A 26,549-nucleotide genomic window follows, 5' to 3' on the forward strand; every position below is an offset into this window, starting at 1 on the left:
CACCGTCAGAAATCGAAGTTGATCATCTTCTTCATCACCAGGATGCCGATCGACATCCAGACGACGCAGCCGACCAGCATCAGCTGGCCGGTGGGATGAGTCCAAAGCACCGAGATGTATTGCGGCGTCGTGAGATAGACCAGGAACATCACGATCGGCGGCAGCGATCCGATGATGCCGGCCGAGGCCTTGGCTTCCATCGACATCGCCTGGATCTTTTCCTTCATCTTCTTGCGGTCGCGCAGCACCTTGGAGAGGTTACCGAGCGCTTCGGAGAGGTTGCCGCCCGACTTCTGCTGGATCGACACCACGATGCCGAAGAAATTGGCCTCCGGCAGCGGCATGCGCTCGTAGAGCCGCGCGCAGGCCTCGCCCAGCGGCATGCCGATCGCCTGCGTCTCGATGATGGCCAGGAACTCGCTGCGCAGCGGCTCGGGCGCATCGGCGGCCACGACCTTGATCGATTCGAACAAGGGCAGGCCCGCCTTGATGCCGCGGACGATCACGTCGACCGCATCGGGCAGTGCAGCCAGGAACTTGGTTTCGCGGCGTTTCTTGAGGAAGCCGAGTGCCCAGCGCGGCAGGCCGAAGCCGCCGGCAAAGGCAAGACCGGCGGCGCCGATCAGTCCGCCGCCCGCGAACACAGCGGCCGCGAAAAATACGCCCGCCACGACGGCGGACACGATCCAGAATTTCTGAGGCGTCCAGTCGAGCCCGGCCTGCGACAGGCGGACGCTGAGCGGGACGCTCTTCTCCTGGGCGCGCCGCGCCTCGAGGTCCTTGAGCGTGGTCTCGACCTGCTCGCGGCGCGAGCGCTGGGTCTTCTCGGCCTGACGGGCCGTGGGCGCCTCGGCGCGCGCGACCGAGGCGCGGCGGCTTTCCGCCTTTCGCTCCCCGGACAGCAGCGGATAGAGAAAGACCCAGGCGATGCCACCGACCGCTGCGGTGGCGAGGAAGGCGAGGGCGAGGACCTGAATGTTCATGGCGCTGCTGACCTGCTCACGTCTTCGGCGCGACTTCCGCCGCGTCGAGCGCCGCAGCGAGGCGCTTCTCTTCGCCGTAGTAGCGGGCGCGTTCCCAGAACTTCGGACGGCCAATGCCGGTCGAGCGGTGCTGGCCGATGATCTTGCCGTTGGCATCCTCGCCGACCATGTCGTAGAGGAAGATGTCCTGGGTGATGATGGTGTCGCCTTCCATGCCCATCACCTCCGTGATGTGGGTGATGCGGCGGGAACCGTCGCGCAGGCGCGCGGCCTGGATGATGACGTCGATCGAGGCGCAGATCATCTCGCGGATGGTACGCGAGGGCAGCGAGAACCCGCCCATCGTGATCATGGATTCGCAGCGCGACAGTGCCTCGCGCGGGTTGTTGGCGTGCAGCGTGCCCATCGAGCCGTCGTGGCCGGTGTTCATGGCCTGCAGCAGGTCGAAGGCTTCGGGTCCGCGAACCTCGCCGACGATGATGCGTTCGGGGCGCATACGCAGGCAGTTGCGCACCAGTTCGCGCATCGTGACCTGGCCCTCGCCCTCGATGTTGGGCGGGCGGGTTTCCAGCCGCACCACGTGGGGCTGCTGCAGCTGGAGCTCGGCGGCGTCCTCGCAGGTGATGACGCGCTCGTCGTGCTCGATGTAGTTGGTGAGGCAGTTGAGCAGGGTGGTCTTGCCCGAGCCGGTGCCGCCGGAAATCAGCACGTTGCAGCGGACGCGACCGATGATCTGGAGGATCTCGGCGCCTTCCGGGGTGATCGCGCCGAACTTGACGAGCTGATCCAGCGTCAGCTTGTCCTTCTTGAACTTGCGGATGGTGAGCGCGGGGCCGTCGATCGACAGCGGCGGCACGATGGCGTTGACGCGGGAGCCATCGGCGAGGCGCGCGTCGCAGATCGGCGAGGATTCGTCGACGCGCCGGCCGACCTGGCTGACGATGCGCTGGCAGATGTTGAGAAGCTGTTGGTTGTCGCGGAAGCGGATGCCGGTGCGCTGGATCTTGCCGCCGACCTCGATGTAGACGGTGTTGGCGCCGTTGACCATGATGTCGGCGATGTCGTCGCGCGACAGCAGCGGCTCGAGCGGACCGTAGCCGAGGACGTCGTTGCAGATGTCGTCGAGCAGCTCCTCCTGCTCGGCGATCGACATCACGATGTTCTTGATCGCGATGATCTCGTTGACGATGTCGCGGATTTCCTCGCGCGCGGACTCCGAATCGAGCTTGGCGAGCTGGGCGAGGTCGATGGCCTCGATCAGCGCGCCGAAGATGGTCGCCTTGACCTCGTAATAATTGTCCGAACGCCGGCTCTCCATGGCCGGAGGCGGCGGAGCTTTGGCGGGCGCAAGCGGCGGCGAGGCGACGGCCGGCGGAGGCGGGGCGCGCGACACCGTCGGCGCCTGAGCCGGGGCAGGCTCGAGCGACACGGCGCCGGGCTTGGGCGCCCGAAAGTCGGTGTCTGTTCCGCTACGCTTACCGAACACTTAACAACTCCATGCGGCGGCTTATCTTCCCCGCAACTTCTCAATCAGAGGTGAAAGCAGGGACGACTTTTGCTTCTTGGTCTCGCTGCGGCCGGTCAGGCGCTGGGCGATCTGCAGGAACATCTCGATCGATCTGTGGTTGGCGGAGATCTCCGCGATCATCTGGCCGTTGTTGGCGGCCGAGCCGAAGATCTGCGGCTCGAACGGGATCGAAACGACCGGCTGGCTCTCGATCGCCTTGGCGAACTCCGCGGCGGCGATTTCGGGTCGTTTCGGCACGCCGACCTGGTTCAGGCAGTACAGCGGCGGCCGGTCGTTGGGACGGGCGGCCTTCAACAGGTCGAACAGGTTCTTGGTATTGCGCAGATTGGCGAGGTCCGGGGCGGCCACGATCAGGATGTCGTCCGCACCGATCAGGGCGCGCTTGGTCCAGCCCGACCATTGATGCGGAATGTCGAGCACGATGCAGGGCATCGTAGAGCGCAGCGTGTCGAACACGGCATCGAAGGCGTCGGTGCCGAAATCATAGACCCGGTCGAGCGTCGCAGGCGCCGCCAGCAGGCTGAGATGGTCGGTGCACTTCGACAGCAGGCGGTCGATGAAGGCGGTGTCGACGCGGTCGGGCGAGAACACGGCGTCGGCGATGCCCTGCGGCGGATCCTGGTTGTAGTCGAGGCCAGCGGTGCCGAAGGCGAGATCGAGGTCGGCGACGACGGCATCCATTGCGAGGTCGCGCGCGATCGCCCAGGCGACGTTATGGGAGATGGTGGAGGCGCCGACGCCCCCCTTGGCGCCGACCACGGCGATGATGCGGCCGACCGCCTTGGCTTCCGGCGCCGAGAACAGGTTGCAGATCGAGCGCACGACGTCGATCGCGCCGACCGGCGCGAGCACGTAATCGCTGACGCCGCGGCGCACCAGCTCGCGGTAGAGCGTGACGTCGTTGATGCGGCCGATCACGACCACGCGGGTGCCGGCATCGCAGACGGTGGCGAGCTGGTCGAGCCCGCCCAGCAGGTCGTTGCGGCCGTCGCTCTCGAGCACGATCACGTTCGGCGTAGGTGCCGAGCGGTAGGCTTCGATCGCGGCCGCCATGCCGCCCATCTGGATCTTCAGGTGAGCCTTGCCGAGACGGCGATCCTCGCCGGCCGACTGTACCGCGGCGGCCGTCTCCACGGTTTCGCAGAAGGCCTGGACCGAGACGCGCGGCGCGGGCGCAATATGCTCCTCGACCGGCGGAGGAGCTGCTGCCGGCTGCTCTTCGTGTGTCTGGCGCGCGTAACTGATCATTTGCCTGTGTCGCTGAGTTTGGCCTTGTCGGCATCGGGATAGGCGACACCCGTCGGCATTCCCTTACGATACTTCTCGAAGGCGGCGGTGCGCCGTATCGTGTAGGAAGGTGTCTCGGGCCGCGGCTGCTCGAGGTCGGATGGATTGTCGACCATGGCCGCGAGGTTGCGCTGATAGGCGCAGCCGTAATTGTAATAGTCCTTGTTCTCGAACCAGCTCTTGTTCTTCATCGAAGGCCCGATGTCGTCCGGCCACAGGCCGCAGGGACCGGCGACCGCGGCGATCTTGGTATAAGTGAGCCGGATCGGCGGCAGGAACCGCTTGTCCTCGGGCTGATAGGGACGAATGGTGACGCCGCGCGGCGGAACGCCTGCCCCTGCCAGCATGGCCTGGATCTCGCGCATCGTATCCGTGACCGGACGCGCATTGGGCGTGCCGGACGGCACGTCGATGTGAATGGCACCGGTACCTTCGTGCAACCATGCCGATGCGACGCCCATCACGTCCGCGCGTTGGGCGGCGGTCAATCCGCCGCGGGCATGACCGACGAAGACGACGATCGAGCGGTTCTGCTCCTCGATCGCGATCGGATGGCGCTGCTTGTAGTCGTCGGGAATGGAGGCGGTAACGACCTCGTTGTGCTGGCAGCCGCCGAGCGCGAGCGTCAGGCCGACGAGCGCGCCGCCGAGGCGGACGGCGCGTTTGCGAAGCTGGGGTGGTCTTGTGGTCATCGTAGAGTCCCCGTTCCGCCTCAGTCGGTGATGAAGCCGTAGGTGCCGCGGTAGTTCTTGGCCGGTTCGGTGCGTCCGGGCACGCCGTAGAGCCGGTTGATGTTGCCGATCAGCTGGGCTTGCGGATCGGCAGGCGGGGCGAAGCCGTCATCCGGCCGCGACAGGTCCTTCGGCGCCACCGCGCGGACAACATAGGGCGTCACGATCACGACCAGCTCGGTCGCGTTGTTGACGAAGTCGCGGCTGCGGAACAGCGTGCCCAGGATCGGCAGCTGCATCAGCCCCGGCAATCCGCTGATTGCCTGCTTGGTCTGCTGCTGGATCAGGCCGGCCATCGCCATCGCGCCGCCGGAGGGAATTTCCAGCGAGGTCTCGGCGCGGCGGGTCCTGATCGAGGGGACCGTCAGCGAGTTCACCGTGTTCGTGGTCACCGCCTGCGACAGCGTGATCGCATTCTCGTTCGACAGCTCCGAGACCTCGGTCATCACCCGCAGGCTGATCTTGCCCTCGCTCAGCACGACGGGGGTGAAGTTCAGCGAGATGCCAAACTTCTTGAAGCTGATCTGGGTGGTACAGACATGCGTGGTGGGATCGCAGGCATAGCCTGCCGGAACCGGGAATTCACCGCCGGCGATGAACGTCGCCGATTCACCGGAGATCGCGGTCAAATTCGGTTCGGCCAGCGTGCGGATCACGCCGGCGGTTTCCATCGCGCGCAGCGTGGCCTGCACCGACGGGGCGGCGCCGAACTTCGTGGTCAGGTTGTTGCCGTCCACGAGGTTCTTGCCGAGCGCCGTGAACGGGTTCGAATTGGTGAAGCTCACCACCGACGTGCCGTAGTTCAGGTTGGCGGTGAGGTCGATGCCGAGCTGCTTGACGATGTTGCGCTGGACCTCGGCCACCGTCACCTTGAGCATGATCTGGTCGCGGCCGCGTACCACGATCGAGTTCACCACCTTGTCGGCGCCGCCGGCCAGGCGCGCGGCGAGGTCGTTGGCCTGCTGCGCTTCCAGCGGATTGGCAGCCGTGCCGGTCAGGACGATGCCGTCGCCGAGGCCGTCGATCTGGATGTCCGAATTGGGCAGGACCTGCTTCAGCGCGGCCCGCACGCCGTTGAGGTCGCGCTTCACCGCGATGTCATAGGCCGCAATCTGCTGCCCGGCGGAATCGAAGAACACAATGTTGGTCTGGCCGACCGCGGCGCCGATGATATAGGCGCGCTGCGCCGAGCGGACCACCGCGTTGGCGATCTTGGGATCGGCGACCAGCACGTCCTTGATGTCGCGCGGCAGGTCGATGACGATAGACTTGCCGACGCCGAGCGAAAGGAAACGCGCATTGATCTGGCCGTCTGCCGCGGCCGGCGCCACGGGGCGGTAATCGGCTGCGACCGCCGGGGCGATCGCCGGATGGAGCGCCAGCGCGAGGGCGGCCGAAAACGACAGGGCGCGGACCAGTGAGGTCCGCATCGTCGCCGAATCTGGCCTGCATTTGATGTCGACTGTCTTCATCGTGCCTTAGCCGTCTGACTTGGAATGCCGTAGCGAATGATCGAGACCCCCTCGCGCTTCTGCGCGGAGTCATCGAGCGTGATCTCGCTCATCTTGACGTCGACGATGCTGCGCAGCGCCAGCGACAGCGTGCCGCTCTGACGCGCCGCGGAGAGCGTTGCGGTCTGCGCGGGATTGAGCTCCAGGGTGACGGTCTTGCCGACCACCGCGTTCTGCCCGTCTTTTTCCTTGGGCGCCTGGTCGATGGCGAGGACGCGGATATTGGCCAGGATGATCTCGGAGGTGACGATGTCGGGAGCGCCGCTGCTCTGGTCCGGGTTCTTGAGCCGGCGCGTGAGCAGGACGTCGACGCGGTCGTTGGGCAGGATGAAGCCGCCTGCGCCGGTCTCCGGCGAGATCTCGGTCGAGATCGCCCGCATGCCGGTGGGCAGGATTGCCGCCATGAAGCCGGAACCTTCGGCCTTGACGAGCTTCTGGTCGCGGATCGGCTCACCCTGAATGAAGGGCGCGCGCGCGATCGAGCCGGTCACCTGGGTCGCGCCATTGGGGCGCTCGTTGCGTCGGATGAAGGTGGCGCTGGCGGTCGCGGTCGGCCAGGTCTGCCATTGCACGTCTTCGGGCTTCACGGTCTGGCCGAGGCCGATGTCGTTCTTGGCGACGAGGACGTCGACCGTCGGCAGCTGCGCGACCGGAACCGGAGGCGGCGCAGAATTGTCGGTGCCGCTCGCCAGGTACGCGGCGACGCCGCCGGCGCAGATCGCGACCGTCAGGACGACAATGCGTGCCCTATTCATACGCTTCAACTTTCCAACAATACGCCGCGACGCTGCCGCCGCCGTCATCGGCAGTTGACCAGCTATTCGTCAAAGCATGGTTAATGAGGCGTATCTAAATCGCCTTAACGCCGGGTTTACCCTGGGCGTTCAGCGCAGTGCGAGGTGAGCGAGGTCGATCGCCTTCACCCATTCGGTCTCCGGGTAGACCATCAGCGCGCTCAGCGCGAGCGCGATGCCGTAGGGAATGCCGCTCTCCTTGGCGTGCAGCCGTGCGAGCCAGGCCTGTCCTGCCAGCCCGTACGGCAGCGGCCACTGCCGGAACTGGAGCAGAAGCAGCGTCAGCGCACCGCCGAACAGCGAGGCGTAGAGCAGGAAGTTCATCAGATGTGGGAAGCCGAACCAGAGCGCGACGGAAGCCGCGACCTTGGCGTCGCCGCCGCCCACCCAGCCCATGGCGAAGCAGGTGAAGGCCACGACCAGGAGAAGCGCACCGGCGCCGACATGGCTCAGCATCTCGTAAGGTGCCATGCCACCGGCGAGGGCGAGCACGAAGAAGCCTGCCACCAGCGCCAGCGACACGCGGTTCGAGATCGTCATCGTGAGGAGATCGCTCGCCGCGGCGAACGCCATCAGGGCCGGGAAGAGCAGAAGGCGCGCAAGGTCGAGGATCATGGGCTGCGTCTTGGGGCCTGGGTTTGTCGCGGGAGCTGGCGTCGGGCGATGCTAGCGCGCGATGCTAAACAAACCGACAACGGCGGCACGGGCGCGCGGGCCCTCGGCCGCCGAACGCGCCTTCACCAGAAGCTGGCGATGCGTGCGGCGAGCGCGACCGTCGCAACCAGCAGCGCAAGGCAGATCCAATAGACCGGCGAGCCGGCCTGCGCCGCTTCCGCCTCGCGCGCCGCAACCGCGGCATCGGTTCTTACCTTGTGCAACGCCACTGGAACTCGCCGTCTTCAGAAAAACAAACGCCCCGGAGGTCCGGGGCTTTTGTCGTCGTTCGTGGACCCGCTTACTTCAGCGAGGTGCTGATCGAGGTGAACTTGGCGTTCAGCGTGGTGCCGAGATTGTTGACGACGGTGATGATGGCCAGCGCGATGCCGGCGGCGATCAGGCCGTATTCGATGGCGGTGGCGCCGGATTCATCCTTCGCGAAACGCGCAATCAAGTTCTTCATGAACAAAACTCCGTCTTGGTGGGGACCGCCTCGTTCGGCGCTGTCGTTGACGTGACGACCATGAGAGCCGAGCTCTTTCGGGGGAGTTAATTCGATCGGGTAAACCCAGCTTCGGCGCGATGCTTTTGCCCAGAGTGAATTTCGCCTTAAGACGGCCTCTGCAATTCGTTCCGGTTCCGGATGCCTCGCCAACGCGGCGCCTGCTTCACCCTCCCTTAAATTTCGCGGAGTAGGCCTAGCTACAGCGGAATTCGCGGAGAGAGGCGACGATGTCGAGCCTGCCCATGCAAGTCGCCTTGATGCTCGGCGAGACCATCGTGAAGGTGATCCCGGTCACCTTCCTGCTCGCGGCTGTCTTCACCGTGCTGGAGCATTTCTGGGCCTGCAATCCCGGCGCGCCGTGGTGGCGCAAGCGGGAGATCGTCACCGACATCTGCTACTGGTTCTTCGTCCCGGTGTTCGCCCGCACCATGCGGATCGGGCTGCTGGTCGTCGGCGCCAGCGTCGTCTTCAACATCCACGATGCCGACGAACTCATCGCCTTCTACGACAACGGCCACGGTCCGCTGGCGCAGCTGCCGCTGTGGCTGCAGGCCCTGCTGTTCCTGGTGCTGTCCGATTTCATGCTGTACTGGCTGCACCGGCTATTCCACGACGGCGGCTTCTGGAAATATCACGCGGTCCATCATTCGTCGGAGGAGATCGGCTGGATCTCCGCGGCCCGCTTTCATCCGGTCAATCTCTTGCTCGGGACGATCAGCGTCGACGTCCTGCTGCTGATGGCAGGCATCTCCCCGAACGTCATGGTCTGGGTCGGCCCGTTCACCACCTTCCATTCGGCCTTCGTGCACGCCAACCTGAACTGGACCTTCGGACCGTTCAAATACGTGCTGGCGACGCCGGTCTTCCATCGCTGGCACCACACCTCGCTCGAAGAGGGCGGGGACACCAATTTCGCCGGAACGTTCCCGATCTGGGACGTGCTGTTCGGCACCTTCCGCATGCCGGAGGGCAGGCTGCCGCAGGATTATGGCAAGGACGAAGCGAGCATGCCCAAGGAGATCGGAGGCCAGCTCGCCTATCCGTTTCGGCACTAGGGGGCGGGCCCCGCAAATATCCGTCCGTTCAAACAATACGCGGCGAGTTTGCGGAACGTTCACGAATTAAAGGCAGGTTAGCCGGGTCGGGCACCGGCTCCGCTGTATTCGGTCGTTTCTGCCGGTTTGTGACGTCCCGGGGGTAAGAGTATGCGTAAAGAAATGCTGCGCCGTCATGTGCGCGTCTGTCTTCTGGTTGCCGCTGCGATGCTGGCAACGCCGGCCGCAGGCCTCGCCGAGCCCGTCGCCGATACCATCGCGGTCAATGTCGACCAGGCCAAGCTGGTGCGGCTGCCCGGCAAGGTGGCGACCATCGTGGTCGGCAATCCCCTGATCGCCGACGTCACGCTCCAGCCCGGCGGCATGATCGTCGTGACCGGAAAGGGCTACGGGGCCACCAATTTCATCGCGCTCGACCGCGGCGGCGAGATTCTGGTGGACCGCCAGATCCAGGTCGAAGGTCCGAGCGACCGGCTCGTCACCGTCTATCGCGGCATCGAGCGCGAGTCCTACAGCTGCGTACCGCTTTGCCAGCGCCGCGTGACGCTCGGCGACAGCGATGCCTACTTCAACAACGCGATGAGCCAGGCCGGTACGCTGAGCAGCAGCGCCAGTGGCGGTGCGGGTGCCGGCGCGGCTGCCAAGCCAAACTAGGCCTGCACCCCGCGAGGCCGCTCGCCGCTTCGCCGGCATCTCTCCGCGCGCCGCATTTCAGCGCGCTTCGGGACGCGCCTGGTTAATGCAGTCTTAACGGCGCGGTCCGCCGGCTGCGGATCGTCTGAAACACTTAGACAATCAGTTTCCGCTATTGAACGCGCAGATGATCGCCGGTCGCTGGGAATTTGACGAGATGCCATCGCCTGCACCTACGAGGTTCACGCTGCGGAAGGCGCTGCTCCGGTTTCGCGGCAACCGCCGCGGCTCCGCGGCCGTCGAGTTTGCGCTGGTCGCACCGATGTTCTTCGCGCTGCTGTTCGCCATCATCGAGACGGCGCTCATGTTCTTCTCGAGCCAGGTGCTCGAAACCATCGCGCAGGACTCCGCGCGCGCGATTCTGACCGGCCAGGCCCAGGCACAAGGCGGCTCGGTGGCGGCCTGTCAGACCGCGCCCAACACCGTCTCCGCGTGCGATCAGACGACGTTCAAGGCCTTTGTCTGCACCAAGATCCCGGCGCTGTTCGATTGCAGCAAGCTTTATGTCGACGTTGTCAGCACCAGCTCCTTCGGGACGCTCAGCCTCACCAACTTCGGCACTTCCTGCACCTTCAATCCCTCCGGCATGCAGTACAGTGCCGGAAGCTCCGGACAGGTCGTCGTGGTGCGCCTGTTCTATCAGTGGCCGCTCATCGTCACCGGTCTCGGCTACAACATGGGATGCAACAACAAGCGGCTGATGGTGGCAACGGCGGCGTTCAAGAACGAACCCTTCTGAGGCAGATGGATCTGGGCGGACCGATGCGGGCGATTGCGAACATCTGGAGGAATGCAGGCGGCTCCGTGCGCGGCTTCGTCGCCGACAAGCGCGCGCTGGCGGCGACCGAATTCGCGATCATCGTACCGCTGATGCTGGTGATGTTCTTCGGCACCGTCGAATTTTCGTCGGCCGTGGCGATCGACCGCAAAATCACGTTGATCGCGCGGACATTGTCCGATCTGACGTCGCAGTCGACGACGCTCGACGATGCCAGCATGAAGGATTCGTTCACGGCAAGCATCTCGGTCGTCATGCCCTACGACGCGACGCTTGTGAAGGGCACGATCTCGCAGATCTACATCGACGCCAACAGCGTCGCCAAGGTCCAGTGGAGCAAGGCCGGCACCATTGCGAGCGGCGCGACGCAGGCCACGCTTGCGACCTCGACTCGGACCGCCGGCGACACGGTCACCACGATGATTCCCCCGACGCTCCTGATTCCGTCGAGTTATCTCATTCTGAGCGAGGTCAAGTACACTTACACGCCGACCATCGGTTACGTGTTGAAGTCGAGCGTGACGCTGAGCGATCTCTCCTACACGCGGCCGCGTCAGGTCGTCTGCGTGCCCTACAACAACGTGCCCTCGACCTGTTGAGACTTGCCAGCCGCCCGTGAAATGAAAAAGGCCGTGCGTCACGCACGGCCTTTTTGCTTTGGCTCGATCGGGCCACCGGCCCGGTGGGCTCAGCCCGCAGCGCGCAGGTTGTCGGCTGCCGACTTGCCGGAACGGCGGTCGGCCACGATCTCGTAGGAGATCTTCTGGCCCTCGCGCAGCGAGCCGAGGCCGGCGCGCTCGACGGCGCTGATGTGAACGAACACGTCCTGGCCGCCGTCGTCGGGCTGAATGAAGCCGAAACCCTTGGTCGCGTTAAACCACTTCACGGTTCCCATGCTCATGGGGTAGTCCTTCTCAGATAACACAATGTCGGAGCCCGCTCGCGCGGGCAGGGTTAGATCGAATTTCTGGAAGGGTCGTCAGCGTGTCTGAACCGGCTGTACCGGTGGATGCCAATGTCGTCCGGCCGAAAATCGATTAATTCATTTTATCGGAAACGAGGGTCCGAAACAATCCGGACGTGCACGATTTTTGATCCGCCGTGATGCCAACGGCGGATCAATCTACAGATCGGAATTCGAACTCGACGCAGCCGACTAGCGGCGGCGGAACTGGCCGCCGCGCTGTCCGGGACGGGGCGGTCCGCCCGGCGTGCTGGGACGTTCGTCCTTGTGGCGGAAAATCAGCCGGCCCTTCTCGAGGTCATAGGGCGACATCTCCACCGTCACGCGGTCGCCCGCGAGCGTCTTGATGCGGTTCTTCTTCATCTTGCCGGCGGTATAGGCAACGATCTCGTGTCCGGCGTCGAGCTGCACGCGGTAGCGGGCATCGGGGAGGATTTCGGTGACCAGTCCTTCGAACTGGATCAGCTCTTCCTTAGCCATGAATGTCTCCAGGTCGTGGACGGCTAGTGCGAATAGGGTTTGCGGTTCGGTTGGCTGTTTGGCCGACTCTGGCGGCGCAAAAAGGCAACGCCTTGTATCCCATCAGGGGTCCCGGCGCTATGCGCGGAACGCTGTTCCGGACGGTCGACAGGCGATGAATGCATCTTACCACCGGAGCGGCGGCGGCGAGAACCCTTGGAGGCATTCTGCCCACTGCCGGGCCGTCCGTCGGCATGCCTTGCCTCCGCATGCCGTCCTTCACCGTGCCTTCCGTCGCCGTGCTTGCCGGCACCATGGTGGCGCCCGTCGGCATGCCGTTCGTCGGCACGACGCCCGTCACCGTGCCGTGCGCCTTGCGGGCGCTGGCCGGGGCGGCCGCCTGGCCGGCCCTGTCGTTGCTGCGACGGAGCGGGACCGGGATCGCGGCGGCCGGCGTCGGTGCGGTGGTCCTCCCGCGCCAGGGCGACGCGAATCAGCCGCTCGATGTCGCGCAGATAGCCGAGTTCCTCGCCGCCCGCGACCAGCGAGATCGCGGTGCCGTCGGCGCCGGCACGCGCGGTGCGGCCGATGCGATGGACGTAGGTTTCCGGCACGTTCGGCAGGTCGAAGTTGATGACGTGACTGATGCCATCGACGTCGATGCCGCGGGCGGCGATGTCGGTGGCGACCAGGGTGCGGATCTCGCCCGAGCGGAACTGGGCGAGCGTGCGCTCGCGATGGTTCTGCGACTTGTTGCCGTGGATGGCGTTGGCGGCGATGCCGGCCTTGGCCAGCGTCTTCACCACCTTGTCGGCGCCGTGCTTGGTGCGGGTGAAGACCAGCGCGCGGTTGATCGCCTCGTCCTGCAGCAGCTTGGTCAGGAAGGCGGGCTTGGCCGCGAAATCGACCTGGAGGATGCGCTGGTTGATCCGCTCGGCGGTCGAGGACACCGGCGTCACCGCGACGCGGGCGGGGTCGCGCAGCATGGAATCGGCGAGCTCGGCGATGTCCTTCGGCATGGTGGCCGAGAAGAACAGCGTCTGCCGCTTGATCGGCAGCTTGGCGACGATTTTGCGGATGTCGTTGATGAAGCCCATGTCGAGCATGCGGTCGGCTTCGTCGAGCACGAGGAACTCGACGCTTGAAAGCTTCAAGCCGTTGCTCTGCACGAGGTCGAGCAGGCGGCCGGGGGTGGCGACGAGCACGTCGACGCCCGGCATCAGCGCGCGGACCTGACGGCCCATCGGCACGCCGCCGATCGCAAGCGTCGAGGACAGGCGGATGTGGCGGCCATAGGCGTTGAAGCTGTCGAGGATCTGGCCGGACAGCTCGCGGGTCGGCGACAGCACCAGCACGCGGGCGGTCTTGGGCTGCGGCTTGATGCGGTTATCGAGCAGACGATGCAGGATCGGCAGCGCGAAGGACGCGGTCTTGCCGGTACCGGTCTGGGCGATGCCGACGACGTCGCGGCCGGTCAATGCCAGCGGGATGGTTTGGGCCTGGATCGGGGTTGGGGTGACGTAATTCTCTTCACGAAGAGCGCGCGCGATGGGTTCGGCGAGGCCGAAGTCCTGAAACGAAGTCAAAAGAGGGGTTCTTTCCATGTCAAAAGCGAACGCCCGGCGCATCAGCGCGGCGCGCGCAAAAGGGTGTCGAGAAGACACCTGCGTGTTTGGGGTGTCGGATGGCTTGGATGATATGGGGCAAGCCAGAGGCCCGTAGAGGGCTTAAGAACACGCGGCTCGCAACGACCCCTTGATTCGCAAGAGGTCTCGGACGTTCATATGGAACATCGACGGGGCGCTTTCAAGGCAGGTGCGCCCGAAACAGCGGGTGCGGTGCAAAAATACTACTGCCGGAAATTTAGCCAGAACTGGCGATTTGCTCAGAAAATAGTCCGACTGCCGCTTTCGCATACATTTATATTGCCTAGGATTTGGGCTGTCTGACTGCGGCGAAACTTTGAATTGTGACGATTAAGTCAATACATTCAATAAGTTGATGGGTGCTCAGCCCATGGCATGGTTCTTGCGATTCCGTTAATCGCAGGCGGCCGTGGGGCCGTTTCGCAGCGTTTTCACGTCTGCGTCAGGGAGATGAGGCACTCATGTTTAACAAATCCACTCACGATATAGCGGCGTCATTTAGCCGCCGCGGCGTGCTCGCCGCGACCGCCGGACTGATGCTCGGTCTGGCTTCATTGACTGGCGCGAAGGCCGCGGACGGCACCATCAAGGTCGGTGTGCTGCACTCCCTGTCCGGCACCATGGCGATCAGCGAAACCACGCTGAAGGACACCATCCTCTTCCTGATCGACGAGCAGAACAAGAAGGGCGGCGTGCTCGGCAAGAAGCTGGAAGCCGTCGTCGTCGACCCCGCTTCGAACTGGCCGCTGTTCGCCGAAAAGGCGCGCGAGCTGATCACCAAGGACAAGGTCTCGGTCGTGTTCGGCTGCTGGACCTCGGTGTCGCGCAAGTCGGTGCTCCCCGTCTTCAAGGAGCTGAACAGCATCCTGTTCTACCCCGTGCAGTACGAGGGTGAGGAGAGCGAGCGCAACGTCTTCTACACGGGCGCTGCGCCGAACCAGCAGGCGATCCCCGCCGTCGACTATCTGATGAAGGAAGAGAAGGTGAAGCGCTGGGTGCTCGCGGGCACCGACTACGTCTATCCGCGCACCACCAACAAGATCCTGGAAGCCTATCTGAAGTCGAAGGGTGTCGCCCAGGAAGACATCATGATCAACTACACGCCGTTCGGTCATTCCGACTGGCAGACGATCGTGGCCGACATCAAGAAGTTCGGCTCGGCCGGCAAGAAGACCGCGGTGGTCTCGACCATCAACGGCGACGCCAACGTTCCCTTCTACAAGGAGCTCGGCAACCAGGGCATCAAGGCGAAGGACATCCCGGTGGTCGCGTTCTCGGTGGGTGAGGAGGAGCTCGCCGGCATCGACACCAAGCCGCTGGTCGGTCACCTCGCCGCCTGGAACTACTTCCAGTCGATCAAGTCGCCGGAGAACGAGAAGTTCATCAAGGCGTGGCAGACCTACACCAAGAATCCGAAGCGCGTGACCAACGATCCGATGGAAGCGCACGTGATCGGCTTCGACATGTGGGTCAAGGCGGTCGAGAAGGCGAAGTCGACCGATCCCGACAAGGTGATCGACGCTCTCCCGGGCATCGAAGCCAAGAACCTGACCGGCGGCACCTCAAAGATGCTCCCGAACCACCATATCACCAAGCCGGTGTTCATCGGCGAGATCAAGGGCAACGGCCAGTTCGACGTGGTCTGGAAGACCCCGAGCCTCGTCCCCGGCGATGCCTGGTCGAAGGAGCTCGACGGCTCCAAGGACCTGATCGGCGATTGGGTCGGCAAGAAGTGCGGCAACTTCAACACCAAGACCAACAAGTGCCTCGGCTCGGGCTCCTGATCCCGATCTGACGCTCCATTGCAAGACCGGAGAGGGCGGCGATCCCGCCGCCTTCTCCACTCATTTCTGCCGGGGTCATTCACAGTGCCAGCCCATTTGTCCGCCCGTCTCTGTTCGCTTGCACTCTCGTTGTTTCTGATTGCGTTCGCGCTGCCGGCCTTCGCCGGTCCGTTCGAGGACGCGGTCGCCAAATTCGCCAATGATGATTTTTCCGACACGGAAGAGGCGATCGGTGCGATCGCGGGCAGCGGCAGCAAGCTGGCTTTTCCGATCATCAGTGCGCTCCAGGACGGCCGTCTCATGGCCGATCCCGACAGCAAGAAGGTCTACGTCACCGGTGCCGACGGCAAGTCGATCGACGCTGCGACCGGCGAGGCCGTCGCCAGCGTTCCCGACAGTGCGAGCGCGGTTCGCCTCAACAACCGCCTGCGCCGCAGCGTCGATGCCGCGCTCGGCAGCCTGACGCTGCAGTCGCCGGATCTGGGAGCGCGCCTGCAGGCCGCGCAGTCCGTCTTCAAGTCGCACGAGGAGACCGCGCTTGAGGCGGTCGATGCCGCGCTTGCCAAGGAAACCAACAAATCCGTCAAGGCGGCGCTCGGCGAGGCCCGCGCTGCGATCCTGCTGTTCAAGTCCGACGCCACCGAGGTCGAGAAGCTCGAAGCGGTCGCAACCATCAAGGCGCGTGGCGACCAGGATGCGCTGGCGCTGCTCACCGGCATGGGCGAGCAGCCCGCCTCGGTGACCAAGGCCGCCGCGAGCGCGATCGGCTCGATCCAGAATTCGCTCGCAGTCTGGTCGATGGTGCAGAATGCCTGGTACGGCCTCTCGCTCGGCTCGGTCTTGCTGCTCGCCGCGATCGGGCTCGCCATCACCTTCGGCGTGATGGGCGTCATCAACATGGCGCATGGCGAGATGGTGATGATCGGGGCCTACACCACCTTCGTGGTGCAGGAGGTGATCCGCACCCGCTATCCCGGCCTGTTCGACTATTCGCTCTTGATCGCCGTGCCGCTCGCCTTCCTCGTCGCAGGCGCGATCGGGGTCTTGATCGAGCGCAGCATCATCCGCTTCCTCTACGGCCGCCCGCTCGAGACGCTGCTCGCGACCTGGGGCCTGTCGCTGGTGCTGCAACAGGCAGTGCGCACCATGTTCGGCCCGACCAACCGCGAGGTCGGTAACCCCTCCTGGATGAGCGGCGCGTTCGAGCTCGGCCAGATCACCATCACCTATAACCGGCTCTGGATCCTTGTCTTCACGCTCGCCGTGTTCGCGATTCTGCTTGCGATGCTGCGCTACAGCGCGATCGGCCTCGAAATGCGCGCGGTGACGCAGAACCGCCGCATGGCGGCCTCGATGGGCATCGCCACCTCGCGCGTCGACGCGCTCACATTCGGCCTCGGCTCGGGCATTGCCGGCATCGCCGGCGTGGCGCTGTCGCAGATCGACAATGTCAGCCCCAATCTCGGCCAGAGCTACATCATCGACAGCTTCATGGTCGTGGTGTTCGGTGGCGTCGGCAATCTCTGGGGCACGCTGGTCGGCGCCTTCACGCTCGGCATCGCCAACAAGTTCCTGGAGCCGGTCGCCGGCGCAGTGCTCGGCAAGATCGCGATCCTGGTTCTCATCATCCTGTTCATTCAAAAGCGGCCGCGCGGCCTGTTCGCGCTCAAGGGCCGTGCGGTGGAAGCATGACCCCTCACATGCTGACGCGATCGCTGGACCGCGGCGCGACGATCTTCCTCTTGGTTGTCGCCGGGCTGGGCGTGCTGATCCCGCTGTCCAACCTGCTGCTGCCCGCCGGCTCGTTCCTGCAAGTGCCGACCTATCTCGTGGCGCTCTGGGGCAAATATGTCTGCTACGCCATCCTGGCGCTCGCGATCGATCTGATCTGGGGCTATTGCGGCATCCTCTCGCTCGGCCACGGCGCCTTCTTCGCGCTCGGCGGCTACGCCATGGGCATGTACCTGATGCGGCAGATCGGCACCCGCGGCGTCTACGGCAACCCGATCCTGCCCGACTTCATGGTGTTTCTGAACTGGCAGAAGCTGCCCTGGTACTGGTACGGCTTCGACATGTTCTGGTTCGCCGCGCTGATGGTGCTGGTCGTGCCAGGCCTGCTCGCCTTCTGCTTCGGCTGGCTCGCCTTCCGCTCCCGCGTCACCGGCGTCTATCTGTCGATCATCACGCAGGCGATGACCTATGCGCTGCTGCTCGCCTTCTTCCGCAACGATTTCGGCTTCGGCGGCAACAACGGCCTGACCGACTTCAAGGACATCCTGGGCTTCAACGTGCAGGCGGAGGGAACGCGCGCCGCGCTGTTCGCGCTGAGCTGCCTGGCACTGATCGTCGGTTTCCTGATCTGCCGCGCCATCGTCTCCTCCAAGCTCGGCAAGGTCTTGATCGCGGTGCGTGACGCGGAATCGCGCACGCGCTTCCTCGGCTACCGCGTCGAATCCTACAAGCTGTTCGTGTTCACGGTGTCGGCCTGCATGGCCGGCGTCGCCGGCGCGCTCTATGTGCCGCAGGTCGGCATCATCAACCCCAGCGAATTCGCGCCGGGCAATTCGATCGAGGCGGTGATCTGGGTCGCGGTCGGCGGCCGCGGCACGCTGGTCGGCGCCGCGCTCGGCGCCGTCGTCGTCAACTACGCCAAGACGTTCTTCACCTCCGGCGTGCTGGCGCCGTACTGGCTGTTCATGCTGGGCGCTTTGTTCATCCTGGTGACGCTGCTGCTGCCTAAGGGCATCGTTGGCACCTTCAACGCCTGGTGGGATCAGTCGAAGGAAAAACGCACCGCCGCGACCACCGCGAGCGCCGCGGCCGAAGACGGCGTCACCGAACCCAAGATGGCGGAGTAAGCGGTCATGAACGTCATGGACACCCGCGCGACCTCCGCGATGCTCTATCTGGACGGCGTGCACGTCTCCTTCGACGGCTTCCACGCCATCAACAATCTGTCGCTGACGCTCGAGCCCGGCGAGATGCGCGCCATCATCGGCCCGAACGGCGCCGGCAAGACAACGATGATGGACATCATCACCGGCAAGACCAAGCCGGACGAAGGTACCGTGTTGTTCGACGGCATCACCGACCTGACGCGCCTCGACGAGACCCGTATCGCCGAGCTCGGCATCGGCCGCAAATTCCAGAAGCCGACGGTGTTCGAGAGCCAGACCGTGCAGGACAATCTGCTGCTGGCGCTCAATGTCGATCACTCGGTTCGCGGCACGCTGTTCTGGCGCGGCAGCAAGGCGGAGTCCGAGCGCATCGACAAGGTGCTGGAGACGATCCGCCTCACCGAGGCGCGCAACCGCCTCGCCGGCAGCCTCAGCCATGGCCAGAAGCAATGGCTCGAAATCGGCATGCTGCTGGCGCAGGATCCGAAACTGCTGCTGGTCGACGAGCCCGTCGCGGGGATGACCGACGTCGAGACGCACCTCACCGCCGAGCTGCTGAAGGAAATCAACAAGACCCACACCGTCATGGTGGTCGAGCACGACATGACCTTCGTGCGCGAGCTCGGCGTCAAGGTCACCTGCCTGCACGAAGGCACGGTGCTCGCGGAAGGGACCATCGACCAGGTCTCGTCCAACGAGCGGGTCATCGAAGTCTATCTGGGGCGCTGAGCGATGCTTGAGGTCAAGGACATCAACCTGTTCTACGGCGCGGCGCAGGCGCTGCGCGGCGTCTCGATCTCGGCCGAGCCCGGCAAGGTCACGTGCGTGCTCGGGCGCAACGGCGTCGGCAAGACCTCGCTCTTGCGCGCCATGGTCGGGCAATATCCGATCTCCTCGGGCGCAATCGTGTTCGACGGCAGCGATATCACCGGCCTCAAGCCGTATGAGCGGGCGCGCAAGGGTATTGGCTTCGTGCCGCAGGGCCGCGAGATCTTTCCGCTGCTGACGGTCGAGGAGAACCTCAAGACCGGCTTCGGTCCGCTCAAGCGCGAGGACAAGCACATTCCGGACGACGTGTTCTCGCTGTTTCCCGTGCTGCAATCCATGCTCGGCCGGCGTGGCGGCGACCTCTCCGGCGGCCAGCAGCAGCAGCTCGCGATCGGCCGCGCGCTGGTGATGCGGCCGAAGCTGCTGCTGCTCGACGAGCCCACCGAAGGCATCCAGCCCTCGATCATCAAGGACATCGGCCGCGCCATCTCTTACTTGCGCAATCTCGGCAACATCGCCATCGTGCTGGTCGAACAATATCTCGACTTTGCCTGCGAACTCGGCGACAGTTTCGCGGTGATGGATCGCGGTGCGGTGAAGTTCACCTGCGACCGCTCCAATCTCGATCCGGGCGAGATTAGCCGCCAGATGGCGCTGTAAGCCGGCAAAGACCTGCCGCGACCGGCTGGGGGAGACGGATGCGCAGCGAATTGTCAGCCACATCCACGCTGTTCGAGGCCAACCGCGCCCGTGGCGCGGTGCGCTTCGACGTGCATGCGCGCGCCGGCGTGACGCGTCGCGGCGCCTTGCATGAATCCGGTTCGCTCCGCGTCCGCTTTCCCTCGCCGGAAGATCAGGGTCTGTCCGGCGTGTTCGTCAATACGGCCGGCGGAGTTGCTGGTGGCGATCGCTTCGATGTCGAGATAGCGGCGGCGGATGGAGCGCGGCTGACGCTGACCACAGCGGCCGCCGAAAAGGTCTATCGCACGCCCGGAGCTGCGGCGCAGCTCAACATCGCCCTGAAGGTCGGCGCGGGCGCGCATCTTGCCTGGCTGCCTCAGGAGACGATTCTGTTCGACCGCGCCCGCGTGCAGCGCCGCTTCGACATCGATCTCGACGAGGCAGCCTCGCTCCTGCTTTGCGAAATCGTGGTGTTCGGCCGCACCGCCATGGGCGAGCGGATGGAGCAGGGCGAGTTCATCGACCGTTGGCGGCTGCGCCGTGGCGGCCGGCTGGTGTTCGCAGAGACGGTCCGGCTCGACGGCGACATCGGCGGCAAGCTTGCACGGCCCGCGGTCGCCAAGGGTGGCGCGGCGATCGGCACAGCCCTGATCGTGCCCGGCGACGAGGCCCTGGTCGAGCGCATCCGGGAGGCGTCGGAATCGTTCTCCGGCGAGGTCGGAATCTCGGCCTGGAATGGCTTTGCAATGGCGCGGTTCTGTGCCCAAGATGCGGCGCGCTTGCGCGCCGACATGATGACGGTGCTGGCACGCACCGGTGCGGCCCTGCCGCGGCTCTGGTTGAACTAGACTGGTTGAATTGACGTGCTGAACGGAAGAGATGTCGCATGAACCTGTCTCCCCGCGAAAAGGACAAGCTTTTGATCTCGATGGCGGCAATCGTGGCCCGGCGCCGGCTGGACCGCGGCGTCAAGCTCAACCATCCCGAGGCGATCGCGATCATCTCCGATTTCATCCTCGAAGGCGCCCGCGACGGCCGCACCGTCGCCGAGCTGATGCAGTCCGGCGCGCAGGTGCTGACCCGCGACCAGGTGATGCCGGGCATCCCCGAGATGATCCACGACATCCAGGTCGAGGCGACCTTTCCTGACGGCACCAAGCTCGTCACGGTGCACGAGCCGATCCGCTAAGTGTCATTCCGGGGCGCCCGCAGGGCGAACCCGGAATCCAGAGATTGTTGACCGAGATTCCGGGTTCGGCCCTTCGGGCCGCCCCGGAATGACAGAGGAATGCAAAACATGATCCCCGGTGAACTCTTCATCCAGGACGGCGAGATCGAGCTCAATGCCGGCCGCAAGACCGTGACGTTGACTGTGGCCAATACCGGCGACCGCCCGATCCAGGTCGGCTCGCACTATCATTTCTTCGAGACCAACCCGGCGCTGAAGTTCGACCGCAAGAAGGCCCGCGGCATGCGCCTCGACATCGCCGCCGGCACCGCCGTCCGCTTCGAGCCCGGCCAGACCCGCGACGTGCAACTCGTCGCCATGGCGGGGAAGAAGACGATCTACGGTTTCCGCGGCGACGTGATGGGGAAGCTGTAGGGCAGGCCTGCCATGAATACCGTCGTCAAGGACAAGGTCGAGATTGGACTCGTGCTCCAGGGCGGCGGTGCGCTTGGGGCCTATGAGTTCGGCGCGATCGAGGCGCTTCTGGAATTGATGGATGCCATCCATGCCGAGGGCAGGACCGTTACGCTGGCCGCGGTCACCGGAGTTTCCATTGGCGCGATAAATGCGGCCTGCGTGGTTGGCGCGACCGATCGGGCCGATGCCAAAAGGCGCCTGCAATTGCTGTGGTCGGAGCTTTCGCTGGAGTCGCGGAATTATTGGTGGGGTATCGCCAGCCAGGATTTCGCTTTGTTCGGCGTGCACGGTTTCTACAAGCCTCGTTATGACTACTGGAATGTCTTCCGCTGGACCAATTTCTACAACACCGAGCCCATGCTCGGGACGTTGGCGAGACACGTGAATTTCACGGCGCTGAACAACAGCCCGACCACCTTCGTCGTCACCGCAGTCGACGTGTCGTCCGGCGAGTTGGTGCGTTTCTGCAACCATCCGCACAAGGGCGAGAAGCGGACCGAGATCGGTCCTCGCCATGTGCTGGCAAGCGGCAGCCTTCCGCCCGGATTTCCGGCGACGCCAATCGGCGACGCGAATTTCTGGGACGGCGGCATCGTCGACAACACGCCGCTCGGCGATGCGATTGATGCGTTTTCCGGATCGGACGACGTCGATCGCATCCTGGTCGTGATGAACTTGTTTCGAAGCAAGCGTGCGGCGCCAAAGAACATGATCGAGGTCAATGATCGCTTGAGCGAGCTGCGTTATGGCAACCGCCTGCGCCAGGACGGTGCGAACGCAGCGGTCATCAATGAATTGTTGCAGACCGTGGAGGCGCTCTACGCCGCCGTTCCCGTAGAGGCGCGGGATCCGCAGCTCGTTGACAACGTCTCGCGTGCGCAGCGTTTCAAGACCCTGGGCGCCATCACCAACATCGACCTGGCCGATGCGGGTCTCATGAAGGAAGCCGGTCTTTCCGCGGAGTCCCGGGACTCCGGCGCTTTTCGCGATTTTTCGGCCGCGGGAATTCAGCGGCGTCGCGAGGCCGGATACAAGCTTGCGCGATTGAAGCTGCAGGACGTATTCAGGACGCGCGGTCTGCTGCCGGTGCTTCATTGACCAGGAGGCTCCAGTGATTTCTCCGATCCGCCTTGTCTCAGAAGCTGCCGAGCTCGCTGCGCATCGTCATAACGGCATGGCGCGCAAGGGCCGCGGCAATGAGCCCTATATCAATCATCTCGCCGAGGTCGCGAACCTGCTCGCGACCGCGACCGACGGCGCCGATGCAGAGCTGGTCGCCGCCGGCTGGCTGCACGACACGATCGAGGACACCGACACCACGCGCGAGGAGCTCGCGCAGAGATTTTCCGAGCGTGTCGCCTCGCTGGTTGCCGAGTGCACCGACGACATGAGCTTGCCGAAGGCAAAGCGGCGGCAGAAGCAGATCGACGACGCGCCCCACAAATCGCCGGGCGCCAAGCTGATCAAGATCGCCGACAAGATCAGCAATACGGGCGCGCGCATTCAAACCGATCCGAGCGCCGAGGAGCGCGAGGAACTCGCCGACTATATCGGTTGGGCCACGCAGGTCGTGGCGGGGTGCCGCGGCGGCAATGCATGGCTCGACGAAAAATTCGACGATGCCGTGAAGGCAGCAAAGGCCTTGCTGTGACCAACCAGACATTCAATCGCAAACGGGGCTTGTGATGTCCGTCAAGATGAAGCGTTCCGTCTATGCCGACATGTTCGGCCCGACCACCGGCGACAAGGTGCGGCTGGCCGACACCGACCTCGTCATCGAGGTCGAGAAGGATTTCACCACCTATGGCGAGGAGGTGAAGTTCGGCGGCGGCAAGGTGATCCGCGACGGCATGGGGCAGTCGCAGGTCACCAACAAGCAGGGCGCGGCCGACACGGTCATCACCAACGCGCTGATCGTCGATCATTGGGGCATCGTGAAGGCCGACGTTGCCATCAAGGACGGCATGATTTCGGCAATCGGCAAGGCCGGCAATCCCGACATCCAGCCGGGCGTCACCATCATCATCGGACCCGGCACCGACGTGATCGCGGGCGAAGGCAAGATCCTCACGGCCGGCGGCTTCGACAGCCACATCCATTTCATCTGTCCGCAGCAGATCGAGCACGCGCTGATGTCAGGCGTCACCTCGATGCTGGGTGGCGGCACCGGCCCCTCGCACGGCACCTTCGCGACCACCTGCACGCCGGGGCCCTGGCACATCGGGCGGATGATCCAGTCGTTCGACGCCTTCCCGGTCAATCTCGGCATTTCCGGCAAGGGCAACGCCTCGCGCCCCGCGGCGCTGGTCGAGATGATCAGGGCCGGTGCCTGTGCGCTGAAGCTGCACGAGGATTGGGGCACCACGCCGGCCGCGATCGACAATTGCCTGTCGGTGGCGGACGATCACGATATCCAGGTGATGATCCACACCGACACGCTGAACGAATCCGGCTTCGTCGAGGACACGATCAAGGCCTTCAAGGGCCGCACCATCCACGCCTTCCACACCGAAGGCGCCGGCGGCGGCCACGCTCCTGACATCATCAAGGTCGCCGGCCTGAAGAACGTGCTGCCGTCCTCGACCAATCCGACGCGCCCCTTCACCCGCAACACCATCGACGAGCATCTGGACATGCTGATGGTGTGCCACCACCTCGATCCCTCGATCGCGGAAGATCTGGCGTTCGCCGAAAGCCGCATCCGCAAGGAGACCATCGCGGCCGAAGACATCCTGCACGATCTCGGCGCGCTCTCGATGATGTCCTCGGACTCGCAGGCCATGGGCCGGCTCGGCGAGGTCATCATCCGGACCTGGCAGACCGCCGACAAGATGAAGAAGCAGCGCGGAGCCTTGCCGCAGGACAACGGCAAGGACAACGACAATTTCCGCGTCAAGCGCTACATCGCCAAATACACCATCAACCCCGCGATCGCGCATGGCGTGTCGAAGCTGATCGGCTCGGTGGAGAAGGGCAAGCTCGCCGATCTCGTGCTGTGGTCGCCGGCCTTCTTCGGCGTCAAGCCGGACTGCATCGTCAAGGGCGGCACCATCGTCGCGGCGCCGATGGGCGATCCCAACGCCTCGATCCCGACGCCGCAGCCGGTGCACTACCAGCCGATGTTCGGCGCGTTCGGCAAGGCGCGTACGGCATCCTCGGTGGTGTTCACCTCCAAGGCCGCTATCACAGGTGGCCTCGCGCGAAAGCTCGGCATCGAGAAGAAGCTCTATGCCGTCCAGAATACCCGGGGCAGGATCTCCAAGAAGAGCATGATCCACAACGACGCGACGCCCAAGATCGAGGTCGATCCTGAGACCTATGAAGTGCGGGCCGACGGCGAGCTCCTGACCTGCGCTCCGGCGGAGGTGCTGCCGATGGCGCAGCGATATTTCATGTACTGAAATAGCGCCTCAACGCATGTCCCCGGCGGTGTCCGGGGGACGGCTTTTTGCGGTTTTGCGTTCGGTCCCGCCTGGTCTAATGTCCCGCCCGGTATCGTAACCCTTTAGAAGAAAAGCCGGGAGGATTTCTCGTGATCTACGTCGTTGCCACCCTGACCATCAAGCCCGAGACGCGCGCCGAGTTCATCGCGGCCGCCACCGCCTGCATCAAGGAGACGCGGAAGGAGCCCGGCAATATCGCCTATGATCTGCATGAGAGCGTCACGGACCCTGCCAAGATGGTGTTCGTCGAGCAGTGGGAGAATATGGAGGCGCTGGGGCCGCATCGTGCTGCCGAGCACATGAAGACGTTCGGCCGCGTTGCGGTGAAATGCTTCACGGCGCCGCCGAAGATCGAATACATCACGCCCGAGAAGGTCGAGACACGGTAAAGAGGGACGACGCATGATCCGGGCGACGCAGGTCAGGGGACAGCACCGCTTCACGGAAGCACCAGTGGACACGGTCGTGCTCGACTTCGACGATCGGCACCGTCGTCGCATGGCGATGACGGGAACGCGGGGCCTCGAATTCCTGCTCGACCTGGAGTATGCCGTCGCACTGCGCGGCGGCGATGCGCTGGTGCTTGAGGATGGAAGGCTGATCGAGGTGGTCGCGGCGCCCGAGCCGCTGCTGGAAATCCGCGGCCGCGATCCGCACCACCTCGTCCGCGTCGGCTGGCATCTCGGCAACCGTCACCTGCCGACGCAGATCTTGGCCAAGGCCCTGCGCATTCGCCGCGATCACGTCATCGAGGCGATGGTGAAGGGCCTCGGCGCGCGTGTGATCGAGATCGAAGCGCCGTTCGATCCCGAAGGCGGCGCCTATGCCGATGCCGGCCATGCGCATGGACACGACCATGCGCATCACGATCACGGCCATCATCACCATGACCATGGCCACCACCATGATCATGCCGCGCACGACCATGGCCATGAGCACCACCATCACCACGACGAGCATTGCGATCATCCCGATCATCACCACGGCCACAAGCATGCTCATGACCACAAATGAGCCGGTCGGCGCCGGTGGTCTTGCCGAGGGCGAGGCGGCGGCGCTGTACCGGCTGATGACCTGGCTCTCGCCGGCGTTCCCGGTCGGCGGTTTCTCCTATTCCAGCGGCATCGAATGGGCGGTCGAGGCCGGCGACGTCACCGACACGACGACGCTGGCGGATTGGCTCGATGCGATGCTCGCCGACGGCTCGGGCTTCTGTGACGCGACGTTTCTGGTCCACGCCTATCGCGCCACGGAATCGGGCGAGACGGCCGCTTTGAACGAGATCGCCGAGCTTGCGAGCGCCTTCGTGCCGTCGCGCGAGCGGCAGCTGGAGACGACCTCGCAGGGCCGCGCCTTCATCGACATTGCCCGCGCCGCGTGGGATGCCGACGGACTGGATGCCACGGTCGCGGCATGCAGCGCGCCACTGATCTATCCGGTCGCGGTCGGCGTCGTTGCCGCGATGCACGCCGTGCCGTTGGCGCCGACGCTGCACGCCTTCCTGCATGCGCTGGTCTCGAACTGGATTTCCGCGGCCAGCCGGCTCATTCCGCTCGGCCAGACCGATAGCCAGCGTGTGCTGGTGAAGCTGGAAGCCGCCGTCGCCGCCACCGCCAATCGCGCGCTGGCTGCAACCTTGGACGATCTCGGCAGCGCGACGTTCCGCGCCGACCTCGCCAGCTTGCGGCACGAGACGCAATATACCCGGTTGTTTCGGTCGTGAGAGGCGCGGCCTTCAAG

The 26,549-nt window shown here is 64.6% G+C and carries 30 protein-coding genes; 18 read left to right on the forward strand and 12 right to left on the reverse strand.

The annotated features are described in order from the left end of the window. Positions 1–5 precede the first annotated feature (5 nt). The 9 genes from AB7M16_RS26250 to AB7M16_RS26290 all read right to left on the reverse strand — a co-directional run bounded on the left by AB7M16_RS26250 (position 6) and on the right by AB7M16_RS26290 (position 7,954). Positions 6–983 carry a type II secretion system F family protein gene (locus tag AB7M16_RS26250; RefSeq protein ID WP_260382039.1) on the reverse strand — a complete coding sequence of 326 codons (978 nt, stop codon included), beginning with the start codon at positions 981–983 and terminating at the stop codon, positions 6–8. Between the two features lie 16 nt (positions 984–999). Continuing rightward, positions 1,000–2,469: a CpaF family protein gene (locus tag AB7M16_RS26255; RefSeq protein ID WP_172784915.1), complete on the reverse strand. Its 1,470-nt coding sequence runs from the start codon at positions 2,467–2,469 to the stop codon at positions 1,000–1,002. A 21-nt stretch (positions 2,470–2,490) separates the two neighbouring features. Continuing rightward, positions 2,491–3,759 (reverse strand): AAA family ATPase, encoded by a 1,269-nt coding sequence (locus tag AB7M16_RS26260; protein ID WP_172784914.1) that lies wholly within the window; start codon positions 3,757–3,759, stop codon positions 2,491–2,493. After that, positions 3,756–4,490, reverse strand: coding sequence for a CpaD family pilus assembly protein (locus tag AB7M16_RS26265; protein ID WP_453945499.1), 735 nt, complete (start codon positions 4,488–4,490; stop codon positions 3,756–3,758). The genes AB7M16_RS26260 and AB7M16_RS26265 overlap by 4 nt, the downstream gene beginning before the upstream one ends. A 20-nt stretch (positions 4,491–4,510) precedes the next feature. Further along, positions 4,511–6,001: a type II and III secretion system protein family protein gene (locus AB7M16_RS26270; protein WP_212254164.1), complete on the reverse strand. Its 1,491-nt coding sequence runs from the start codon at positions 5,999–6,001 to the stop codon at positions 4,511–4,513. Then, entirely contained in the window at positions 5,998–6,795 is a 798-nt protein-coding gene (gene cpaB, locus AB7M16_RS26275) for a Flp pilus assembly protein CpaB (protein ID WP_453945500.1), read from the reverse strand. The genes AB7M16_RS26270 and cpaB overlap by 4 nt, the downstream gene beginning before the upstream one ends. 129 nt (positions 6,796–6,924) lie before the next feature. Continuing rightward, positions 6,925–7,449: an A24 family peptidase gene (locus AB7M16_RS26280; RefSeq protein ID WP_453945501.1), complete on the reverse strand. Its 525-nt coding sequence runs from the start codon at positions 7,447–7,449 to the stop codon at positions 6,925–6,927. Positions 7,450–7,571: 122 nt separating this feature from the next. After that, positions 7,572–7,712, reverse strand: coding sequence for a hypothetical protein (locus AB7M16_RS26285; RefSeq protein WP_172784654.1), 141 nt, complete (start codon positions 7,710–7,712; stop codon positions 7,572–7,574). Positions 7,713–7,789: 77 nt separating this feature from the next. Beyond that, on the reverse strand, positions 7,790–7,954 hold the full coding sequence (locus tag AB7M16_RS26290) for a Flp family type IVb pilin (RefSeq protein ID WP_106941836.1): 165 nt from the start codon (positions 7,952–7,954) through the stop codon (positions 7,790–7,792). A 269-nt stretch (positions 7,955–8,223) separates the two neighbouring features. Between AB7M16_RS26290 and AB7M16_RS26295 the strand changes: the two genes are divergently transcribed. The 4 genes from AB7M16_RS26295 to AB7M16_RS26310 all read left to right on the forward strand — a co-directional run bounded on the left by AB7M16_RS26295 (position 8,224) and on the right by AB7M16_RS26310 (position 11,121). Beyond that, positions 8,224–9,051: a sterol desaturase family protein gene (locus tag AB7M16_RS26295; RefSeq protein ID WP_212254167.1), complete on the forward strand. Its 828-nt coding sequence runs from the start codon at positions 8,224–8,226 to the stop codon at positions 9,049–9,051. A 150-nt stretch (positions 9,052–9,201) separates the two neighbouring features. Continuing rightward, positions 9,202–9,705, forward strand: a complete 504-nt coding sequence (locus tag AB7M16_RS26300) for a pilus assembly protein N-terminal domain-containing protein (RefSeq protein WP_172784908.1) — start codon at positions 9,202–9,204, stop codon at positions 9,703–9,705. Positions 9,706–9,901: 196 nt separating this feature from the next. Further along, a complete protein-coding gene (locus tag AB7M16_RS26305) occupies positions 9,902–10,483 on the forward strand; it encodes a TadE/TadG family type IV pilus assembly protein (protein WP_172784907.1) in 582 nt (193 codons plus the stop codon). 23 nt (positions 10,484–10,506) lie between these two features. Beyond that, the gene (locus tag AB7M16_RS26310) at positions 10,507–11,121 is read left to right on the forward strand and encodes a TadE/TadG family type IV pilus assembly protein (RefSeq protein WP_246570574.1); all 615 of its coding nucleotides are present in this window, start codon (positions 10,507–10,509) and stop codon (positions 11,119–11,121) included. Between the two features lie 89 nt (positions 11,122–11,210). Here the strand turns inward: AB7M16_RS26310 and AB7M16_RS26315 are convergent, their stop codons facing one another. The 3 genes from AB7M16_RS26315 to AB7M16_RS26325 form a co-directional block, all read right to left on the reverse strand. Beyond that, a complete protein-coding gene (locus AB7M16_RS26315) occupies positions 11,211–11,423 on the reverse strand; it encodes a cold-shock protein (RefSeq protein WP_014439634.1) in 213 nt (70 codons plus the stop codon). Positions 11,424–11,678: 255 nt separating this feature from the next. Next, positions 11,679–11,966 (reverse strand): translation initiation factor IF-1, encoded by a 288-nt coding sequence (gene infA / locus AB7M16_RS26320; RefSeq protein WP_035998101.1) that lies wholly within the window; start codon positions 11,964–11,966, stop codon positions 11,679–11,681. Positions 11,967–11,989: 23 nt separating this feature from the next. Continuing rightward, positions 11,990–13,573 (reverse strand): DEAD/DEAH box helicase, encoded by a 1,584-nt coding sequence (locus tag AB7M16_RS26325; RefSeq protein WP_212254169.1) that lies wholly within the window; start codon positions 13,571–13,573, stop codon positions 11,990–11,992. A gap of 479 nt (positions 13,574–14,052) precedes the next feature. On the opposite strand from AB7M16_RS26325, the gene urtA reads away from it, so the two are divergent. From urtA to AB7M16_RS26395, 14 genes are all read left to right on the forward strand, one after another. Next, on the forward strand, positions 14,053–15,375 hold the full coding sequence (gene urtA / locus AB7M16_RS26330; protein WP_172784904.1) for an urea ABC transporter substrate-binding protein: 1,323 nt from the start codon (positions 14,053–14,055) through the stop codon (positions 15,373–15,375). 84 nt (positions 15,376–15,459) lie between these two features. Beyond that, on the forward strand, positions 15,460–17,067 hold the full coding sequence (gene urtB, locus AB7M16_RS26335) for an urea ABC transporter permease subunit UrtB (RefSeq protein ID WP_260382041.1): 1,608 nt from the start codon (positions 15,460–15,462) through the stop codon (positions 17,065–17,067). After that, positions 17,064–18,233 carry an urea ABC transporter permease subunit UrtC gene (gene urtC, locus AB7M16_RS26340; RefSeq protein WP_172784902.1) on the forward strand — a complete coding sequence of 390 codons (1,170 nt, stop codon included), beginning with the start codon at positions 17,064–17,066 and terminating at the stop codon, positions 18,231–18,233. Before urtB ends, urtC begins: the two co-directional genes overlap by 4 nt. Positions 18,234–18,239: 6 nt before the next feature. Further along, positions 18,240–19,001 carry an urea ABC transporter ATP-binding protein UrtD gene (urtD, locus tag AB7M16_RS26345; protein WP_212254171.1) on the forward strand — a complete coding sequence of 254 codons (762 nt, stop codon included), beginning with the start codon at positions 18,240–18,242 and terminating at the stop codon, positions 18,999–19,001. Between the two features lie 3 nt (positions 19,002–19,004). Then, entirely contained in the window at positions 19,005–19,700 is a 696-nt protein-coding gene (gene urtE, locus AB7M16_RS26350; protein WP_036021619.1) for an urea ABC transporter ATP-binding subunit UrtE, read from the forward strand. Positions 19,701–19,738: 38 nt separating this feature from the next. Then, positions 19,739–20,569, forward strand: a complete 831-nt coding sequence (locus AB7M16_RS26355) for an urease accessory protein UreD (RefSeq protein ID WP_172784899.1) — start codon at positions 19,739–19,741, stop codon at positions 20,567–20,569. Positions 20,570–20,607: 38 nt separating this feature from the next. Beyond that, positions 20,608–20,910, forward strand: coding sequence for an urease subunit gamma (locus tag AB7M16_RS26360; protein ID WP_007605424.1), 303 nt, complete (start codon positions 20,608–20,610; stop codon positions 20,908–20,910). 108 nt (positions 20,911–21,018) lie between these two features. Then, complete coding sequence (locus tag AB7M16_RS26365) at positions 21,019–21,324, forward strand: urease subunit beta (RefSeq protein ID WP_026202067.1); 306 nt, start codon at positions 21,019–21,021, stop codon at positions 21,322–21,324. 51 nt (positions 21,325–21,375) lie between these two features. Next, complete coding sequence (locus AB7M16_RS26370; RefSeq protein ID WP_453945503.1) at positions 21,376–22,464, forward strand: patatin-like phospholipase family protein; 1,089 nt, start codon at positions 21,376–21,378, stop codon at positions 22,462–22,464. A gap of 13 nt (positions 22,465–22,477) precedes the next feature. Next, the gene (locus AB7M16_RS26375; RefSeq protein ID WP_439365682.1) at positions 22,478–23,017 is read left to right on the forward strand and encodes an HD domain-containing protein; all 540 of its coding nucleotides are present in this window, start codon (positions 22,478–22,480) and stop codon (positions 23,015–23,017) included. Positions 23,018–23,051: 34 nt separating this feature from the next. Beyond that, positions 23,052–24,767, forward strand: a complete 1,716-nt coding sequence (gene ureC / locus AB7M16_RS26380) for an urease subunit alpha (RefSeq protein ID WP_453945504.1) — start codon at positions 23,052–23,054, stop codon at positions 24,765–24,767. A 131-nt stretch (positions 24,768–24,898) separates the two neighbouring features. Beyond that, positions 24,899–25,198: a putative quinol monooxygenase gene (locus tag AB7M16_RS26385; RefSeq protein WP_035998129.1), complete on the forward strand. Its 300-nt coding sequence runs from the start codon at positions 24,899–24,901 to the stop codon at positions 25,196–25,198. Between the two features lie 13 nt (positions 25,199–25,211). After that, positions 25,212–25,823, forward strand: coding sequence for an urease accessory protein UreE (locus AB7M16_RS26390; RefSeq protein ID WP_453945505.1), 612 nt, complete (start codon positions 25,212–25,214; stop codon positions 25,821–25,823). Beyond that, positions 25,804–26,532 carry an urease accessory protein UreF gene (locus AB7M16_RS26395; RefSeq protein WP_260383614.1) on the forward strand — a complete coding sequence of 243 codons (729 nt, stop codon included), beginning with the start codon at positions 25,804–25,806 and terminating at the stop codon, positions 26,530–26,532. The genes AB7M16_RS26390 and AB7M16_RS26395 overlap by 20 nt, the downstream gene beginning before the upstream one ends. Positions 26,533–26,549 lie beyond the last annotated feature (17 nt).

This window comes from Bradyrhizobium sp. USDA 372 (assembly GCF_053629095.1).

What these genes read in the sequence shown, in the direction of transcription:
- AB7M16_RS26250 (WP_260382039.1), bottom strand. Translation starts at nt 983, where the DNA reads ATGAACATTCAGGTCCTCGCCCTCGCCTTCCTCGCCACCGCAGCGGTC.
- AB7M16_RS26260 (WP_172784914.1), bottom strand. Translation starts at nt 3,759, where the DNA reads ATGATCAGTTACGCGCGCCAGACACACGAAGAGCAGCCGGCAGCAGCT.
- AB7M16_RS26265 (WP_453945499.1), bottom strand. Translation starts at nt 4,490, where the DNA reads ATGACCACAAGACCACCCCAGCTTCGCAAACGCGCCGTCCGCCTCGGC.
- AB7M16_RS26270 (WP_212254164.1), bottom strand. Translation starts at nt 6,001, where the DNA reads ATGAAGACAGTCGACATCAAATGCAGGCCAGATTCGGCGACGATGCGG.
- cpaB (WP_453945500.1), bottom strand. Translation starts at nt 6,795, where the DNA reads ATGAATAGGGCACGCATTGTCGTCCTGACGGTCGCGATCTGCGCCGGC.
- AB7M16_RS26280 (WP_453945501.1), bottom strand. Translation starts at nt 7,449, where the DNA reads ATGATCCTCGACCTTGCGCGCCTTCTGCTCTTCCCGGCCCTGATGGCG.
- AB7M16_RS26290 (WP_106941836.1), bottom strand. Translation starts at nt 7,954, where the DNA reads ATGAAGAACTTGATTGCGCGTTTCGCGAAGGATGAATCCGGCGCCACC.
- AB7M16_RS26295 (WP_212254167.1), top strand. Translation starts at nt 8,224, where the DNA reads ATGTCGAGCCTGCCCATGCAAGTCGCCTTGATGCTCGGCGAGACCATC.
- AB7M16_RS26300 (WP_172784908.1), top strand. Translation starts at nt 9,202, where the DNA reads ATGCGTAAAGAAATGCTGCGCCGTCATGTGCGCGTCTGTCTTCTGGTT.
- AB7M16_RS26305 (WP_172784907.1), top strand. Translation starts at nt 9,902, where the DNA reads ATGCCATCGCCTGCACCTACGAGGTTCACGCTGCGGAAGGCGCTGCTC.
- AB7M16_RS26310 (WP_246570574.1), top strand. Translation starts at nt 10,507, where the DNA reads ATGCGGGCGATTGCGAACATCTGGAGGAATGCAGGCGGCTCCGTGCGC.
- AB7M16_RS26315 (WP_014439634.1), bottom strand. Translation starts at nt 11,423, where the DNA reads ATGAGCATGGGAACCGTGAAGTGGTTTAACGCGACCAAGGGTTTCGGC.
- infA (WP_035998101.1), bottom strand. Translation starts at nt 11,966, where the DNA reads ATGGCTAAGGAAGAGCTGATCCAGTTCGAAGGACTGGTCACCGAAATC.
- AB7M16_RS26325 (WP_212254169.1), bottom strand. Translation starts at nt 13,573, where the DNA reads ATGCGCCGGGCGTTCGCTTTTGACATGGAAAGAACCCCTCTTTTGACT.
- urtA (WP_172784904.1), top strand. Translation starts at nt 14,053, where the DNA reads ATGTTTAACAAATCCACTCACGATATAGCGGCGTCATTTAGCCGCCGC.
- urtC (WP_172784902.1), top strand. Translation starts at nt 17,064, where the DNA reads ATGACCCCTCACATGCTGACGCGATCGCTGGACCGCGGCGCGACGATC.
- urtD (WP_212254171.1), top strand. Translation starts at nt 18,240, where the DNA reads ATGAACGTCATGGACACCCGCGCGACCTCCGCGATGCTCTATCTGGAC.
- urtE (WP_036021619.1), top strand. Translation starts at nt 19,005, where the DNA reads ATGCTTGAGGTCAAGGACATCAACCTGTTCTACGGCGCGGCGCAGGCG.
- AB7M16_RS26355 (WP_172784899.1), top strand. Translation starts at nt 19,739, where the DNA reads ATGCGCAGCGAATTGTCAGCCACATCCACGCTGTTCGAGGCCAACCGC.
- AB7M16_RS26360 (WP_007605424.1), top strand. Translation starts at nt 20,608, where the DNA reads ATGAACCTGTCTCCCCGCGAAAAGGACAAGCTTTTGATCTCGATGGCG.
- AB7M16_RS26365 (WP_026202067.1), top strand. Translation starts at nt 21,019, where the DNA reads ATGATCCCCGGTGAACTCTTCATCCAGGACGGCGAGATCGAGCTCAAT.
- ureC (WP_453945504.1), top strand. Translation starts at nt 23,052, where the DNA reads ATGTCCGTCAAGATGAAGCGTTCCGTCTATGCCGACATGTTCGGCCCG.
- AB7M16_RS26390 (WP_453945505.1), top strand. Translation starts at nt 25,212, where the DNA reads ATGATCCGGGCGACGCAGGTCAGGGGACAGCACCGCTTCACGGAAGCA.
- AB7M16_RS26395 (WP_260383614.1), top strand. Translation starts at nt 25,804, where the DNA reads ATGCTCATGACCACAAATGAGCCGGTCGGCGCCGGTGGTCTTGCCGAG.